The 15,213-nt window shown below is 74.6% G+C and carries 19 protein-coding genes; 5 read left to right on the top strand and 14 right to left on the bottom strand.

Features of this window, described 5'->3' with window-relative positions:
- Positions 1 to 87: 87 nt before the first annotated feature.
- The 7 genes from V1L54_RS12275 to V1L54_RS12305 form a co-directional block, all read right to left on the bottom strand.
- Positions 88 to 426, bottom strand: coding sequence for a TcmI family type II polyketide cyclase (locus V1L54_RS12275; RefSeq protein ID WP_330117990.1), 339 nt, complete (start codon positions 424 to 426; stop codon positions 88 to 90).
- Entirely contained in the window at positions 411 to 923 is a 513-nt protein-coding gene (locus V1L54_RS12280) for an SRPBCC family protein (protein WP_330117991.1), read from the bottom strand. Before V1L54_RS12280 ends, V1L54_RS12275 begins: the two co-directional genes overlap by 16 nt.
- A 1-nt stretch (position 924) precedes the next feature.
- On the bottom strand, positions 925 to 1,194 hold the full coding sequence (locus V1L54_RS12285; protein ID WP_330117992.1) for an acyl carrier protein: 270 nt from the start codon (positions 1,192 to 1,194) through the stop codon (positions 925 to 927).
- Between the two features lie 33 nt (positions 1,195 to 1,227).
- On the bottom strand, positions 1,228 to 2,478 hold the full coding sequence (locus V1L54_RS12290; RefSeq protein WP_330117993.1) for a beta-ketoacyl synthase N-terminal-like domain-containing protein: 1,251 nt from the start codon (positions 2,476 to 2,478) through the stop codon (positions 1,228 to 1,230).
- Positions 2,475 to 3,743, bottom strand: a complete 1,269-nt coding sequence (locus tag V1L54_RS12295; protein WP_330117994.1) for a beta-ketoacyl-[acyl-carrier-protein] synthase family protein — start codon at positions 3,741 to 3,743, stop codon at positions 2,475 to 2,477. Before V1L54_RS12295 ends, V1L54_RS12290 begins: the two co-directional genes overlap by 4 nt.
- Positions 3,740 to 4,165 (bottom strand): cupin domain-containing protein, encoded by a 426-nt coding sequence (locus tag V1L54_RS12300; protein ID WP_330117995.1) that lies wholly within the window; start codon positions 4,163 to 4,165, stop codon positions 3,740 to 3,742. Before V1L54_RS12300 ends, V1L54_RS12295 begins: the two co-directional genes overlap by 4 nt.
- 99 nt (positions 4,166 to 4,264) lie before the next feature.
- Positions 4,265 to 5,410 carry a SchA/CurD-like domain-containing protein gene (locus tag V1L54_RS12305; protein ID WP_330117996.1) on the bottom strand — a complete coding sequence of 382 codons (1,146 nt, stop codon included), beginning with the start codon at positions 5,408 to 5,410 and terminating at the stop codon, positions 4,265 to 4,267.
- Between the two features lie 359 nt (positions 5,411 to 5,769).
- Here V1L54_RS12305 and V1L54_RS12310 point away from each other — a divergent pair, with 359 nt between their 5' ends.
- The 3 genes from V1L54_RS12310 to V1L54_RS12320 all read left to right on the top strand — a co-directional run bounded on the left by V1L54_RS12310 (position 5,770) and on the right by V1L54_RS12320 (position 9,329).
- Positions 5,770 to 7,455, top strand: coding sequence for an FAD-dependent oxidoreductase (locus tag V1L54_RS12310; protein ID WP_330117997.1), 1,686 nt, complete (start codon positions 5,770 to 5,772; stop codon positions 7,453 to 7,455).
- Positions 7,456 to 7,917: 462 nt separating this feature from the next.
- A complete protein-coding gene (locus tag V1L54_RS12315; RefSeq protein WP_330117998.1) occupies positions 7,918 to 8,370 on the top strand; it encodes an NUDIX domain-containing protein in 453 nt (150 codons plus the stop codon).
- Between the two features lie 41 nt (positions 8,371 to 8,411).
- Positions 8,412 to 9,329, top strand: coding sequence for an oxygenase MpaB family protein (locus V1L54_RS12320; RefSeq protein WP_330117999.1), 918 nt, complete (start codon positions 8,412 to 8,414; stop codon positions 9,327 to 9,329).
- Between the two features lie 9 nt (positions 9,330 to 9,338).
- On the opposite strand, the gene V1L54_RS12325 is transcribed toward V1L54_RS12320, so the two are convergent.
- The 5 genes from V1L54_RS12325 to V1L54_RS12345 form a co-directional block, all read right to left on the bottom strand.
- Entirely contained in the window at positions 9,339 to 9,560 is a 222-nt protein-coding gene (locus tag V1L54_RS12325) for a DUF3072 domain-containing protein (protein ID WP_330118000.1), read from the bottom strand.
- A 263-nt stretch (positions 9,561 to 9,823) separates the two neighbouring features.
- The gene (locus V1L54_RS12330) at positions 9,824 to 10,000 is read right to left on the bottom strand and encodes a hypothetical protein (protein ID WP_330118001.1); all 177 of its coding nucleotides are present in this window, start codon (positions 9,998 to 10,000) and stop codon (positions 9,824 to 9,826) included.
- A 126-nt stretch (positions 10,001 to 10,126) separates the two neighbouring features.
- Positions 10,127 to 10,684: a CAP domain-containing protein gene (locus V1L54_RS12335; RefSeq protein ID WP_330118002.1), complete on the bottom strand. Its 558-nt coding sequence runs from the start codon at positions 10,682 to 10,684 to the stop codon at positions 10,127 to 10,129.
- A gap of 100 nt (positions 10,685 to 10,784) precedes the next feature.
- Complete coding sequence (locus tag V1L54_RS12340; RefSeq protein ID WP_330118003.1) at positions 10,785 to 11,030, bottom strand: hypothetical protein; 246 nt, start codon at positions 11,028 to 11,030, stop codon at positions 10,785 to 10,787.
- Positions 11,027 to 11,449, bottom strand: a complete 423-nt coding sequence (locus tag V1L54_RS12345) for a DUF1622 domain-containing protein (protein WP_330118004.1) — start codon at positions 11,447 to 11,449, stop codon at positions 11,027 to 11,029. The genes V1L54_RS12340 and V1L54_RS12345 overlap by 4 nt, the downstream gene beginning before the upstream one ends.
- A gap of 207 nt (positions 11,450 to 11,656) precedes the next feature.
- Between V1L54_RS12345 and V1L54_RS12350 the strand changes: the two genes are divergently transcribed.
- On the top strand, positions 11,657 to 13,102 hold the full coding sequence (locus tag V1L54_RS12350; RefSeq protein ID WP_330118005.1) for a WGR domain-containing protein: 1,446 nt from the start codon (positions 11,657 to 11,659) through the stop codon (positions 13,100 to 13,102).
- Between the two features lie 28 nt (positions 13,103 to 13,130).
- On the opposite strand, the gene V1L54_RS12355 is transcribed toward V1L54_RS12350, so the two are convergent.
- Entirely contained in the window at positions 13,131 to 13,943 is an 813-nt protein-coding gene (locus V1L54_RS12355; protein ID WP_330118006.1) for an AraC family transcriptional regulator, read from the bottom strand.
- 50 nt (positions 13,944 to 13,993) lie between these two features.
- Between V1L54_RS12355 and V1L54_RS12360 the strand changes: the two genes are divergently transcribed.
- Positions 13,994 to 14,470, top strand: a complete 477-nt coding sequence (locus tag V1L54_RS12360; protein ID WP_330118007.1) for a DUF2000 family protein — start codon at positions 13,994 to 13,996, stop codon at positions 14,468 to 14,470.
- A gap of 114 nt (positions 14,471 to 14,584) precedes the next feature.
- Here the strand turns inward: V1L54_RS12360 and V1L54_RS12365 are convergent, their stop codons facing one another.
- Positions 14,585 to 15,154 (bottom strand): AMIN-like domain-containing (lipo)protein, encoded by a 570-nt coding sequence (locus V1L54_RS12365; protein ID WP_330118008.1) that lies wholly within the window; start codon positions 15,152 to 15,154, stop codon positions 14,585 to 14,587.
- Between the last annotated feature and the right edge of the window lie 59 nt (positions 15,155 to 15,213).

The following is a 15,213-nucleotide window of genomic DNA, read 5'->3' on the forward strand; positions in this document are numbered from 1 at the left end:
CCCGGGGGGGGGGGGCCCCGCCCCCCCCCCCCACTCCGGCTGTCCCTGTTCCCGGTTCCCGGCCCGGCCGCGCCGGGGACCGGGTGGTCAGGTGCCGGCGGCGGGGTTGTCCCAGCGGTAGAAGCACCGCGCCATGGCGTCCTTCGGGCCGCGCCAGGTGGCCGGGTCATAGGGCCTGACGCAGGAGGACAGCTGGTCGCTGACGGCGCGGAACTCGGGATGGCGGGCCGCGCGGGCGATGGCCGGGGCAGGATCCCGGTCGCTTTCGATCAGGTGCAGGTAGAGGTCGTCACCGAAGTGGAAGAGACGGCGGCGGGTCACGCCGACCAGTTGGGGCAGCTCTCCCCGGTCGGAGGCGGCGAAGATCCTGGCGACGTCGGGTGCGGTCCCCGGTTCCAGCCGGGCGACGATCAGGGCGTGGTGCACGGAAGGGCGCCCTCTCCCGGCCGGCCTGCCGCCGCGGCGGTGCGGCGTTCACGGGCGGCCTGTTCGATACGGTCCCGGATGAGGGCCAGCTGGACGCGGGAGTTGCGGTTGATGTTGCCGGTCATCCAGGCGTCGTCGACGGGGGCGTCGGGCTTCATCGCGAAGTCCTGCACCCACCGCATCCGCACTCCCCGGGGGGTGTCGGTGTAGGTCCAGTGGATGTCCATGTGGGCGAAGGGCCCGGTCTCGATGCGGCGGGCCCGTACGGTGAGGGCCTCGCGGTCGGCGGTGCGCTCGGACACCCAGCTCCAGACGGTGCCGTCGTCGTCCGGATGCATGGTCAGCCGGAAGGTGACGGTGTCGCCGTCGCGGGAGAGGATCTCGGCGGACGCGTACTCGCTGAACAGGGCGGGCCAGTTCTCGACGTCGTTGGTCATCTCCCACACCAGGTCCAGCGGCGCGGCGATGGTGATCTCGTTCTCGGTGTGTCCGGGCATGTCACACCCCCGCCGCGAGCGCGGTGTTGACGCAGTCGAGGAAATCCCGGGGGGTTTCGCACCGCTCGGCGTTCACCGGCAGATTCCGGCCGTGGCGTTTCTCCAGTTCGCCGACGATGCCCAGCAGGCCCAGGGAGTCCAGTCCGAAGACGCCGAAGGCGGTGTCGGCGCGGGCCGCCAGGTCACCGGGGTCGACGGTGACTCCCGCGGTCCGTTTCATCAGCGCGGCCAGTTCCGTTACGGTCACCCGGCCGGTTGCCTGGGTGGTCATGGGTGGCTCCTTCCAGAGGGGATGGGTGAGGGGTCAGCGGGACGGTCCGGCGGGGCGGCGCAGCACGAGGGCGGCGTTGGCGCCCATCAGTCCCCGGCTGAGGACCAGGACGGTGCGCAGGGGTGCGGGGCGGGCCCGGCCGGTGACCAGGTCCAGCTCGCAGTGGACGTCGCCGGCGCTGGGAGTGGGGGGAACGAGGCCGTGCTCGAGGGCCAGGACGGCGGCTGCGGCGTCCAGGGCGGAGGCGGCGCAGTAGGCCCGGCCGGTACCGGCCTTCGGCGCGGTGACCGGTACCCGCGCGGCATGCGGGCCGAGGGCGTCGGCGAGGGCACCGGCTTCGGCCCGGTCCGCCTCCGGGGTCCCCAGGGCGTCGGCGAAGACCACGTCGACCTCCTCCGGGGCGCAGCCGGCCTCGGCCAGCGCGCCCTCGATCGCGCGGGCCAGGCCCGCGCGGGAGTCCTCCCACCGGCCGGCTCCGGTGAAGGTGGCGGCGTGCCCGGCGAGGACGGCGCGCACGGTGGCACCGCGCCGCTCCGCGGTCTCCCGGTCCTCCACCACGAGCATGGCGCCGCCCTCGGCGGGGACGAAGCCGCAGGCCGTAGAGGTGAAGGGACGGTAGGCACGGCCGGGATCGGCTTCGGTGCTGATCCCGGGGTAGCCCAGCTGGCAGACCATCGAGTACGGGGCCAGGGGGGCCTCGGTCGCCCCGGCCAGGACGGCGGCGGTGCCGCGGGCGACGGTGCGGGCGGCGTGCGCCAGCGCCTCCAGGCCGCCGGTCTCGTCGCCGGCCACCACCGCACAGGGACCCTTGAAGCCGCCGCGGATGGAGAGCTGACCGGTGCTGGCGGCGTAGAACCAGGCGATGGACTGGTAGGGCCCCACGTAGCGGGAGCCCTGCCCCCACAGTTTCTGCAGTTCACGCTGCCCGAACTCGCCGCCGCCGGATCCGGCGGCGGTGGCCACCCCGGCGTCGTAGGGGGAGGCGAGGTCGGCGGGGGCCAGTCGGGCGTCCTCCAGCGCCCAGGCGGCCGCGGCCAGCGCGAAGTGGGTGAACCGGTCGGTCTGCACCAGGAAGGCGGGCTCCACCACGCTCTCCGGGTCGAAGCCGTCCACCTGGCCGGCCACCCGCACCGGCAGGTGAGCACAGCCCTCCCGGGTGATCCGTTCCAGGGCCACCGCGCCGTCCGCGGTGTTCTTCCAGAACGCCTCCGCGCCGATGCCACCGGGCGCCACCACGCCGATGCCGGTGACGACCGCGCACCGCGCCGGCCGGCGGGGGGTCACCGTGTTCTCCCGCGGGGCAGGGTGAGGACGACGGCGGACTGGAAGCCGCCGAAGCCGCTGCCGACCGACAGCACACTGCGCAGCCGCCGCTCGCGGGCCTGGCGGGGCACGTAGTCCAGGTCGCACTCGGGGTCGGGGGTGGTGTAGTTCGCCGTCGGGGGGACCGTCTGGTGGGTCAGGGCGAGCACGCAGGCGGCGAGTTCGATGGAGCCGATGGCGCCCAGGGAGTGCCCGACCATGGACTTGATGGAGCTCATCGGGGTGCGGTGGGCGTGGGCGCCGAGGGAACGTTTCACCGCCGCGGTCTCGTGGCGGTCGTTCTGCCGGGTGCCCGAGCCGTGGGCGTTGACGTAGTCGACGTCCGAGCCGTTCAGGCCCGCCGCCGCCAGGGCGGTGTCGATGGCGCGGGACATCTCCAGGCCCTCCCGGGTCAGGCCGGTCATGTGGTACGCGTTGCCGAAGGTGGCGTAACCGGCGATCTCGGCGTACACCCGGGCGCCGCGGGCCCGGGCGCGCCCGGCCTCCTCCAGTACCAGGACCGCGCCGCCCTCGCCCATCACGAACCCGTCCCGGTCGGCGTCGAAGGGCCGGGAGGCGTGCGCGGGATCGTCGTTGTTGGGGGAGGTGGCTCTGATCGCGTCGAAGCAGGCCATGGAGATCGGCGAGATCGGCGAGTCGGAGGCACCGGCGAGGCAGATGTCCGCGCGGCCCTCGGCGATGGCGTGGAAGGCGTGGCCGACGGCGTCCAGGCCCGAGGTGCAGCCGGTGGAAACCGCCTGCACCGGGCCGCGGGCCCCCGCCTGTTCGGCGACGGCCGAGGCGAGGGTGGCGGGGGTGAAGGCGCGGTGCAGATGGGGCCCGGCCCGGCGGTGGTCCACGTCCCAGCGCCGGCCCCGGTCGCTGACGGCCACGTAGTCGTGTTCCAGCCGGGTGGTGCCGCCCACCGCGGTCCCCAGGAACACGCCCGTCCGCCACGGGTCCTCCCGGGCCGGTTCCAGTCCGGCGTCGGCGACCGCCTCGGCGGCGGCCACCAGCGCGAACTGCACGTACCGGTCGCAGCTTCGGCTCTGCTGCTCGGTCAGGCCGTGCGCGAGCGGGTCGAAATCGCACTCGGCCGCGATCTGCGACCGCAGACCCGCCGGGTCGAACAGGGTGATGCGCCGGGTGGCGGTCCGGCCGGAGGCCAGCAGCTCCCAGAACGCGTCCGCGCCGATCCCGCCCGGAGCCACCACACCGATGCCGGTGACGGCCACGCACCGGGTCACGCCACCACTCCGGACGGTTCGGCCGCGGGCTCGGCGGGGGTCTCCTCGGTGTCGACGTGGCCGAGTTCGGGCCGCGGGGCCAGCGGACCCAGGTGGAACACCAGCCGGGCCTGCGTACTGCCGGTGTTGCGGAACCGGTGCCGCACGTGGGCCGGGATGAACACCCCCTGGTCCGGTCCGAGAGCGTGCGGGACGCCGTCCAGGTCCACTTCCAGGTCACCGGTGACGACGTAGACGAACTCCTCGGAGTACGGGTGGTAGTGCTCCCCGATCCGGTCCCCGGGCTCCACGGTGGCCAGTCCCATGAAACCGCTGGTGGCACCGGCCGTGGTGGGGGTGAGCAGCGCTCGTAGGTCACCGCCGCGGCGGCGGTTGGGCGGAATCCGGTCGAGGGCCACGATGCGGGGGCGTTGCTCGGTCACGATCGATCACTCCCAGTGGGTGAGGAAGGGCAGCGGGAAACGGCGGATGGCACAGGGGGAGGCCGGGCACCGGCGGGCAGAGGGGCCGGCGTCCGGCGGTCACAGGTCGGGGGCTCTGCGGTCGGCCAGGAGCCGCATGCCGGAGCGGGCGAGCAGACGCAGGAGCCGGCTCTCGGCGGCCGGGGAGTGTTCGGCGGCCGGGCCGCCGCTCAGGCCCAGGGCCTCGGTGTCGAGCAGGCGTTCGGCCTCGGCGGCGGCCTCGGGCCCGGCCAGGCCCGTCACGGCGGCGGGGGCGGTGTCCGCCTCGCCGTCCACCTCCACCAGACGCACCACCAGGTCGTCGCGGTGGAAGACGGTGGCGGCGCACACCGGACTGCCGGGACCGGCGGCGCTCGTGCCGTCCTGTCCGGCCAGCAGCCGGGCCAGCTCCTCCCCGCGGCCGGCCCGGGCCGGGTAGCACAGGGCGTGCCTGCGCACCCGCGGCGGGGCGGGCCGGGCGAAGACCGTGTGGTGCACGGCCGGCAGTGCCGCCCGGGTGAAGAACACCCGGGCGGCGGACACCTCGCCCAGTTCCCGCTCCCGCTCCAGACACGGGGCCAGGGCCTCCTCCACCGCCCGTACCTCGGGCCGGGCGGCCACCCGGAGCAGACTGGTGAGCACATCACCGTCCGGCCGCCGCAGTTCGAAGGTCTGGACGACACGGTTGCCGTGCAGGAACAGGGCGGTGCCGCACAGCCCCACCCCCTCCTCCGTCTCCGGCAGCGGGTAGCCGGACAGGATCTCGGCCACCTTCGACTCGCTGCCGGGGGTGACGGTGTAGGTCACCGCGTGCCGCACCGCCGTGTCCCCCGCGCGGGGCTCCACCCGCGGGCCGGCGGCGGAGCGGCGGCCGGTCTGCCGCAGTACGCCGAACCGCAGCGACCGCATACTGCGCACACAGGCGCGCAGCGGACGGACCATCTCCAGGTGCTCCTCACTGTTCACCCAGGACAGGAACGACGGGGCGCTCTCCCACTCGCTGGTGATCAGCCACTGGGAGGGGTCCTCCACCGACTGGCACACCTGGTCCTGGATGTGCCCCGGTGTGGACGCCACCTGGCGGCACATCCGTTCGTAGGCGTCCAGGAAACGCCGCCGGTCCTCGTCGGCCACTTCCAGCAGCAGCACCACCCGCAGCCGGGTGCCGTCGAACACCGACTGGGAAACACGGCCCGACACCGGGGACACACGGCCCGAGGCTGTCATCCGGCGCACCTCTCTCATCTCTCGTCTCGCCCGGGAAGGATTCCGGCCCCGGGCGAACGAGGTCCCAGGAGCAAGGAGACCGGCGTCCGCTCACCACGGGAACGCCCACCACGATTCCTGATCGTGTGGCGGCTTCCCCCACCCCGCAAATCCTGCGACTCAATCAGGTGACGCCCCGACAGACGCACGCCCGGGGCGGAATGTGACCGGGCCTCAGCTCGTCCGCCCCGGCGGGGCACCCGGCGGGGCGGTGGGCTCATCCGGGTGAAACAGCGCCGGGCCCCGGCCGGCGGTGGCATGCATCATCGCGGTGCCCGCGGGCGCGGGCACCGGGGTCGATGCGATGCGCTGGAGGGCAGATGCACACGGAAGCCGATCTGAAGGTCCCGGTACTCGTCGTCGGCGGGTCCCTGGTGGGCCTGTCCGCCTCTCTTTTCCTGGGCCGCCTCGGGGTGCGGCACATCCTGGTCGAACGCCGCCCGGGCACCTCCGCCCACCCCCGCGGGCGCGGCAACAACGTCCGTACCATGGAGGTGTTCCGCACCGCCGGAATCGAACCGGCCGTCCGCCGGGCCGCCGCCGTGCTGGCCGGCAACCACGGCATCCTCCGGACTCCGGTCCTGGCCGACCCCGCCGCCGGACGGTGGCTGTTCCAGCGGATGGACCCCGACGGCCGCCTCGCCCGCGTCAGCCCCAGCTCCTGGTGCCTGTGCAGCCAGAACGACCTCGAGCCCGTCCTGCTGGAAAACGCCCGGGCACTCGGCGGAGACCTGCGGTTCTCCACCGAACTGCTCAGCTTCGTCCCCACCACGGACGGCGTCACCGCCACCGTGAAGGACCTGCGCACCGGCGAACACGGCACCGTCCGCGCCGACTACCTGGTGGCTGCCGACGGCCCCCGCAGCCCGGTCCGCGAGCAGCTCGGCATCGGCCACAGCGGACCGGGCGAGCTGTTCCACAACGTCAGCGTCTCCTTCCGCTCCCGCGCGCTGGCCGGCATCGTCGGGGACCGCCGTTTCCTGATGTGCTACCTCACCGGCCCCGGGGCCGACGGCACGCTGCTGCCGGTCGACAACCGCGAGCGGTGGGTCTTCCACCTCCCCTGGCAGCCCGAGCGGGGCGAGACCCTGGAGGACTTCACCGACAGCCGCTGTGCCGACCACATCCGCCGCGCCGTCGGCGACCCCGGCCTGGACGTGGCGGTCACCGGCCGGGTCCCCTGGCACGCCGCCGAACGCGTCGCCCTGTCCTACCGCGCCGACCGCGTCTTCCTCGCCGGCGACGCGGCCCACGAGATGTCCCCCACCGGCGCCTTCGGCGCCAACACCGGCATCCAGGACGCCCACAACCTCGCCTGGAAGATCGCCGCCGTCCACCACGGCTGGGCCGGCCCCGCCCTGCTGGACACCTACGACACCGAACGCCGCCCCGTCGCCCAGGCCACCGCCGCCCGCGCCTCCGACCGCGCCGCCGAGCACCACCACCCCGGCTACGTCCCCGAGCCCGCCCCCACCGCCCCGGCGGGCCGTCCCGGCCCCGGCGGGGCGGGCGCCGGGCGCGGGGGTCCGCAGGCGGGCATCCTCGCCGCCGCGCTCGGCTACCGCTACCCCGACGGCGCCGTCCTCGGCACCGATCCCGCCGCCCCCGTCCTCCCCCACACCCTGGAGCTGACCGGCGAGCCCGGCACCCGCGCCCCCCACCTGTGGCTCCACCGCCCCGGGCAGGAGGAGCCGGTCTCCACCCTCGACCTCTACGAGCGCGCTCCCGTCCTCCTCAGCCACCCCGGCACCCCCTGGCACGACGCGGCCGTCCGCGTCTCCCGGGAACTGTCCGTGCCGCTCACCTCCTACCGCGTCGGCACCGCTGCGCACGCCGATCTGGTCCCCGCCGACACCTCCGACTGGGCCGGTCCCCACGGCATCACCTCCCAGGGCGCCGTCCTCGTCCGGCCCGACGGCTTCACCGCCTGGCGCCACCCCGGTCCCGCCGCCGATCCCGGGGCCACCCTCCAGCGCGTCCTCACCGCCCTCCTCCGCCTCACCTGACTCCCTCCGGCACCCTCCGGAGGACCGGCCGGGGCTCCGGAGGCCCGCCACGGCGGCAGGCGGGATCCGGACCGGCTCGGCGGCCGGTGCGGACGCTGCGAGTTCCGCCGGGTCTGCGGCGGCTCGCGCTCGCACGCCTACGGCCTCACCGGCGGCCCCTACGCCGAGGAGCCCTGGTGCGGCTACCTTCCCGGCTCCTTCCCCACCAGCGGGAACTGGCCGCCCGGCCGCTGCCGGAAAGCGCCGGGGAACGCCGCGACCGGCCGGTACGGCACACCGGTCCCGCTCTCTCCCGTCCTCCGGTACCGGGAGGCGGATGACCTCCGCGGCCGGCCCGGTGCTCCGTGCCGGAGGCGGGTAGCCTCGGCGGGACAGCCGCCGAGTGGGCCGACCGGCCCCGCGGCACCGGTCGGCCGCCGTGCCGGAACCGGGACCCGCTCCCCCTGTCCGGAGGAACACAGCGTGACAGAACTGGCCGCCCGGTTGTGGCATCTCCTGGGCGGGCCGCTGCAGTGGCGCCTCCAGTGGCTCGCGCACGCCAAGTTCACGGCCGGTGTCACCGGCGTCGTGCGGGACGCGGAGGGCAGGGTGCTCCTCCTCAGACACCGCCTGTGGCACCGGGACCGCCCGTGGGGTCTCCCGACGGGGTACGCCGCCCGGGGCGAGACCTTCCAGGACACGGTCGTGCGCGAGGTGCGCGAGGAGACCGGGCTCGAGGTCCGCGTCGGCGAGCTCGTCCGTCTCAGAAGCGGCTACCGGCTGCGGATGGAGGTGGCCTACGAGGCCGAACTCGTCGGCGGCACCCTCCGGATCGACCCCTGGGAGATCCTGGAGGCGAGGTGGTTCGCGCCCGGCGACCTCCCCGAGGGACTGCAGGAGTCCCACCGGTCCCTGATCACGCGCCGGCCGGGCTGAGCCCGGCCGGCGCCGCGCGCACGCGGCGTACAGTGGCGGGCATGGCGACCGGTATACCGGGGGTCCCCGGTCTGGAGGCGGTGCGGCACCGGCTGGGCGCGGAGTTGTTCGCCCGGGTGGCGGGACCGGAGGGGCCGGCGAACCGGGTCCGTATCCACGAGTCCCCCGGTCCCCGGTGGTTCGGGCCCGACCGGCCGATCCGGACGGTGCACGGTGACGCCGCCATGTTCGCGGGAGGCCTGCGGGCGCTGCTGCTGCAGTCCCTGCACCCACTGGCCATGGCCGCGGTCGCGGCCCACTCGGGGTACCGGGGCGATCCCTGGGGCCGGCTCCAGCGCACCAGCACCTTCCTGGCGGTGACGACCTTCGGCACCGCCGAGGACGCCCACCGGGCGGTGGAACGGGTCAGGGCGGTGCACCGGCGGGTGCGCGGCCGCACCGCGGACGGCCAGGAGTACGCGGCCGGCGATCCACGGCTGCTCGGCTGGGTGCACGCCGCCGAGGTCGACAGCTTCCTGAACGCCCACCGGCGCTACGGTGCCCGGCCGCTGGAGGAGGCCGCCTACGACGGGTACGTCGCGGACACCGCCCGGGTGGCCGCCGCGCTCGGGATCCCCGATCCGCCCACCGACCAGGCAGGGCTCGCCGCCCGGCTGGAGAGCTACCGTCCCGAGCTGCGGGCCACGGCGCAGGCGCGGGACGCCGCCCGGTTCCTGCTCCTGCGCCCCCCGCTGCCCTGGGCCGCGCGCCCGCCGTACGCCGTGCTCGCCGCCGGTGCCGTGACCCTGCTCCCCCACTGGGCCCGCGGGCCGCTGCGGCTGCCGTACCTCCCCCTCGTGGAGGAGGCCGCCGTACGCCCGGCGGGCCGGACCCTGACCAGGACGATCCGCTGGGCCATGACACCACCGTCACCGCCACCGTCACCGTCCGGCGACGGCACGGAGCGGCCGGGCCGGTGACGGGCGGGGTCAGGAGGCCTGGTCTCCGCCGTCTTCCCGGCCGGCCGTCCTGGGGGACTTTCCCTGGAGGCGGTCGATCATCTGCGACGCCCGGGCCTTCGTCAGGTCCTCGGGGATCTCCTCCCCCGCCTCCCGGGCGAGTGTCCGCAGATAGCTCAGCTGCGGGCCGGTCGCCGGTTCCTCTCCCGTGACCCAGTCGTCGACGTCCTTGTCCGGATTCTGTTCCGTCATGTCCGGCCGGGTACCCCCGTCTCCGCCACTGTCACCTCCCGGCCGTGCGGCCCCCGCCCGGGCACGGGGAATCACCCGTCCGGCGCCGGGCGCGCCCTTCGGGGGCCGGCGACGGCCGGGCCGCAGGCCTCGCCTCCGTCATACGGTCCGCCGCGAGCACCTGGCTGGTCTCCGAGCACGTCCCGCCCGCGCGCGTCCTCGCGGACGCCGAGGGGGAACCGGGCGGGCCGCCGGTGATTCCGCACGCCCGGCCGCTCCGTTCGTCAGCGCCTGCGGCCGCGGGCGGTCCAGCCGCCTCCGATCCCTGCCACGTGCAGGGCCAGCAGACCCAGCCCCAGGAGCATGAGGTTGGTGGACGAGAACACGTCGTTCGTCGAGAGCTCCGCCGCGTTGATCAGGAACGCGATGAAGAACAGCACGGCCGCCACGATGCCCAGCATGGACTCTCCCCTCTTCGAGTGATGACCCGGTGTGAACACCGTGTGCCCCGTGGCCATCGGCGAACACCCGGTTCCCGGGCCGCCTGCGGTGACGCGGGGCCCGGAGGGAAGCGGTCCCGTCCCGTCTCACCGGTACCCGAAGTTCTGCGTCCACCAGGCCACCGGTGTGCCCGGGGCCTGGAACACGCCCACGCCGATCGCGCGGAACAGCGGGTTGAGGATGTTCACCCGGTGCCCGGGACTGTTCATCCAGGCCACCACCACCGCCATGGCGTTCGGTTCGAGCACGGCGATGTTCTCGGCGGCGGGGTACGGGTAACCGGCCGCCAGCATGCGCTCGTCGGGACTCACGCCCTCGGGGGTGAGGTGGTCGAAGAAGGCCCGCTCCGCCATGTCCCGGCTGTGCGCGCGGGACGACAGCCGCAGCCGCTCCTCGGTGCGCAGCCGTACCAGACCGCGCTCGGCGCGTTCCTGGTTGACCAGGGTCACCACGTCGTCCTCCAGGGCTTCCCGGCGGGTTCTCACCGGCGGCCGCGCGGAGTCCGGCGCCGCGGCCGGGGCGGTGCCGGTGAACCGCAGCCGGGCCCCGCCGTCCCCGGACCACTGCGGGTCCCATCCCTCCTCGTCCTCCTCGCCCTGCCCGCGCTGCCCGTTCCCCGCCCAGTGGTACCGGTGCCCCGCCATGAGAACCCGCCTCCCCGTTCCGGCCCGAACGCGCGCACCATTGTCGTCCACAGGTAGGCCGGCGGGGAGCGGACCGGGCCGGCGGCCCGTGCCCGCCCGCTCAGCGCGGCGGGGACAGGCGCAGGCCCGCGGCGACCAGTTGGCGGACGGCGACCACGGCCGCGGCCGCGGCGACGGTGTCCCAGGCCGGGTCGCCGGCCAGCCGCAGCAGTCCCGCCGCGGTCAGGAAGTCCAGCAGGACGGCCAGCGCGGGCCTGAGCCGCCTGCCCGCCACGAGGACCACCGCGGCCGACACCAGACCGGAGGCCGTGACCGCCAGGGCGGCCCAGTGCGTCGCGGTGGTCATGACGGCACCGCGGCGCGGGAGCCGCCGGCCTCCTCCTTCTCCCCGCGCCGCTCCCGCTCGAGTTCGGCCCGCTCGCTCGCGATCTCGCGGCTGAGGAAGAAGTTCAGGGCGGTACGGATGGCGGCGATCGCGGCGAGCTGCCCGATCTCGGTGAAGCTCGGCGCGACGGCCGTGCGCAGTACGTCCCCGGCGAGCTGGAACTCCAGGCCCAGCGCCAGGAACCGGCCCAGGGAGAGCCGGATCCTGTTGAACTGGCGGCCCACCCCGCCCCCGCGCACCCCCGCCAGCAGGAAACGGCCGAACGCCCAGACCGCGCCCACGAAGATGACCACCGCGCCGGCCGCCTCCACCAGTCTCACCAGCAGGTCGACGGCTTCCCGGAGGGTGGACTCGGACAGTACCTCCACCGATGTGTTCATGATCCGCGAGTACCCGTACCGGCGCGTTCGGCACGGCGACCGTCCGGAATTCCGCAGACCCGGGGGAAGCCGGGTTGCCCGCTGCCGGCGGCCGGGGACCGGCTGTCAGTACCCGCGCCTGGTGTTCCCCGCATCGCCGGAACCGGCCGCACGACGGCCGGTCACACCCGGCGCCCTCCCCTGCTCGCGCCCGGAGAAAGGCCCGTCATGCCCGTTGCCACCGAGTCGACCACCTATCTGGAGCTGTCCGAGGAGGGCGCGGGCGCGCACAAGTTCTACGAGGTGCGGCACCACGGCACCGAGGTGACCATCTCCTTCGGCCGGATCGGCGAGAAGGGCCAGACCCGCACCACCGGTTACGCCAGCGTCGAGAAGGCCGCGGCGGTGGCCGCCCGCAAGGTCGGCGAGAAGGTCCGGAAGGGCTATGCCCCGGCGGTGCGCGGGGTGCGCGGGCGTCGCCCGGTCACCCGGCGCGAGATCGCCAGCAGCCGTTCCACGGCCCGGCAGGCACCGGTGCTGTGGCGGTTCCGTTCCGGAGCGCCGGCCTTCGGCGTCTTCGTCGACGACGACCACGCCTGGGTCGGCAACCAGGACGGGGACGTGTTCACCCTCACCCACGACGGCGAGGTCACCGGCCGCTTCGGTCTTCCCGACGGCGTCAAGTGCATCGTCGCCGACGACTTCTGGATCTACGCCGACTGCGACGACGGCCGCGTCTACGACCTGGGCGGCAAGGTCCCGCACGTGGCCTACGAGATAGCCGCCGATGTCGACATCTACTGGCTGGACATCCGCGACGGGCTCCTGGGCGTCTCCGACGCCCAGGGCGGTGTCACCACCGTCGACCACGAGGACGACTTCCAGTGGCGCCGCCCGGGCGCCGGCACCCACGCCTGGATGGTCCGCTGCGACGAGGACGGGGTGTACCACGGCGACTCCCACGGCGTGGCCCGGTACGCGGCCCGCGACGGCGCGCCCCTGTGGTCGGTTCCCACCCAGGGGCCGGTGCTGTTCGGCTGGCAGGAGGCCGACGAGGTCTTCGCCGGCACCGGCCGGGGCCAGGTCTACCGGCTGGCCAAGGACGACGGCACCGTGCGGGCCCGCTACCGCTGCGACGCCGCGGTGTTCTCCTGCGCCGCCCCGCCCGACGGCCGGTACGTCTTCGCCGGCGACAACCACTCCTCCGTGTACTGCTTCACCGCCGACGGCACCCGGCTGTGGAAGCTGGGCACCGGGTGCGGTTCGGCCTACTCCATGCAGTACCGCGACCAGCGCCTCTACCTCGTCACCACCGACGGCTCGCTGGCCTGCGTCGACGCCTCCGAGAGCGCGGTCCGCCGGGCCGAGGGCGGGCAGTTGCCCCGCACGGCCGACATCAAGGCCACCGGGTGGGAACGCGTCACGCCCTCGCAGGAGGTGGAGACGGTGCACGTCTCCGCCGGCGCACCGGTGGACGGTGTGGTCGTGGAGTGCGTCCAGGAGGGCTCCCGTACCCGGGTCCGGGTCGTCTCCCCCGGCTACGACCCCGCCTGGCGCGTCCAGTTCCCCAAGGACATCCGGGTTCCCGGCGCCCGGTACGTCGTCTCCGAGGTCCATGTGGCCGCCCGCGGCGACTTCTACCGGACCCGTGGCGACATCAGGCGCCTGCTGTAAGCCGGGCCGTCGGCGGAGGCGGGACCGTTCACGGGGTGACGACGGCGGGTCCCGGGCGGCCGCGGCGCGCGTACCGGCCGGGGCCGACCCCGACCACCCGCCGGAAGTGGCGGGTCAGGTGCGACTGGTCGCAGAACCCGGCGGCCACCGCCGCCTCCGGCACCGGCAGACCGGCCAGCAGCAGCCCGCGCGCCAGGTCCACCCGGCGCGTGGTCAGGTACCGGTGCGGCGGCATGCCGAACTCCCGGCTGAAGCTCCGCACCAGGTGCGAGGGGTGGGCGTGGAGCAGCCGCGCCGCCTCGGACAGGGTCAGGCCCGCCGTGACCCGGGCGTCCAGCAGGTCGCGCAGCCGGTGGGCGAGCCCCGCGTCCCGCCGGTCCGGCACCGCGTCGGCCGTCCGGCGCAGATGGCCCTCCAGCCGCTCGCAGATCAGCACCAGCCTGCTCTCCGCCTCCAGTTCCTCACCGGGCAGCGCCAGCGCGGTGTGCAGGCCGTGCACGCGGCGTCGCAGCAGCGGGTCGCGCAGTTCGGGCCGGTCCACCGCCGTGCCGATCAGACGCTCGTCGAGCCGGTCCCCGTCCAGGTAGACGACGCGTTTGCGGAAGCCGTGCGCGGTGGCGGCCGTACCGTTGTGGGGGACGTGCGGCGGGAGCAGGGTGACGATGCCGCCGGGGGCGCCGTGCTCGTGCCGGTCCAGGTCGTAGCGGACCACTCCGTCGTCCACGATCAGCAGGGTCCAGGTGCCGTGCACGTGCATCGGGTAGGCGTGGTCGGTGAAGTGCGCGTGGAAGACCTCCGCGACACCCGCCACGGACGGGCGCCAGGCATGGATCTCGGCCATGCAAGGAACGTACAAGACCGCGCCGTGCCGGGCGCGGGAGGCTGCGGGACATGGAAACTCAGCACGGGAGGACCGGCGGTACGGGCACCGGGGACGGCGCCCCGGCCCCGCCCGCCGTCCGCTTCGACACCAAGATCGCCGTACTCCTCCGCGACGACCTCGCCGTCTGGCAGCGCCTCAACGTGACCGCGTTCCTGGTCAGCGGGCTCGGAACGGGGTGCCCCGAGGTGGTGGGCGAGCCGTACGCCGACGCCGACGGCACCGCCTATCTGCCGATGTTCCGGCAGCCCGTGCTCGTCCTCGAGGGCACGAAGGAGGTGCTGGGGTCCGCGCACACCCGTGCCCTCGGCCGCCGCCTGCCGCTGTCCGTCTTCACCTCGGATTTGTTCTCCACCGGCAACGACGAGGACAACCGGGCGGCGGTGCGGGCGGTTCCGGCGGACCTGCTCGACCTGGTGGGCCTCGCGGTGTACGGGCCGCGCAACGCCGTCGACAAGGTCCTCAAGGGCGCCCGGATGCATCCCTGACCGCGGCGGGAACGGCACACGCGCCCCGCGTGCCGCACAACGGCGCGGTGGACGGGGCGCGTGTGCCGGGCGGAGCGGGCGCTCAGCCGGAGATCCCCCGCGGGCCGTGGAGGGTCACCAGGTGTGCGCGACGTCCACGACCAGGCGGTCGCCGGTCTGGAAGACCCGGAACGGCAGCCTGGCGCGTACGCCCAGGCCCACCTGGGTCTGTCCCTCGAAGCTGGCTCCGAACCTGGTGTCCCGGAACGTTTGGTACCCGGTGATGTCCACCCCCGGGAGCGGCTGCCCGGCCGTCCCCGCGTAGACGGCCGCGCCCGTCTGCGGGTCGTAGCTGGGCGCGGTCAGGTAGATCTGCAGGATGGCGCCGCCCTTGACCGGGATCGGCTTGCCTGAGCCGTCCTGGTGGAGGACGTCGACATAGCCGACGTGGTAGCCGAGTTGCTCCGTGGTGCCGGTGACGTCGAAGACCATGCGGTCGTAGCACTCGTGCGCACCGGTCCTGATGTTCTTCAGCGGCTCGGTCTGCGAGTGGCCGGCCGACTTCAGGCCGCTGCCCCAGGCGGTCGAGCAGACCTGGGCGGATGCCGCCGCCCGGCCGTCCGCGGCCCAGGCCGTCCCGGCCGTGCCCGCCACTGTGGCGCTCGCCAGCGCGAGCACCGCGGCCGCCGTTCTCAACAGTCGCATGTCCTGCCCCCCGTGATCGTTCGTGTACGGCTGTATACGGTGGGACACCTGACCGGGCG

It is taken from the genome of Streptomyces rubellus, from assembly GCF_036323805.1.
In the GTDB taxonomy this organism is placed as follows: domain Bacteria; phylum Actinomycetota; class Actinomycetes; order Streptomycetales; family Streptomycetaceae; genus Streptomyces.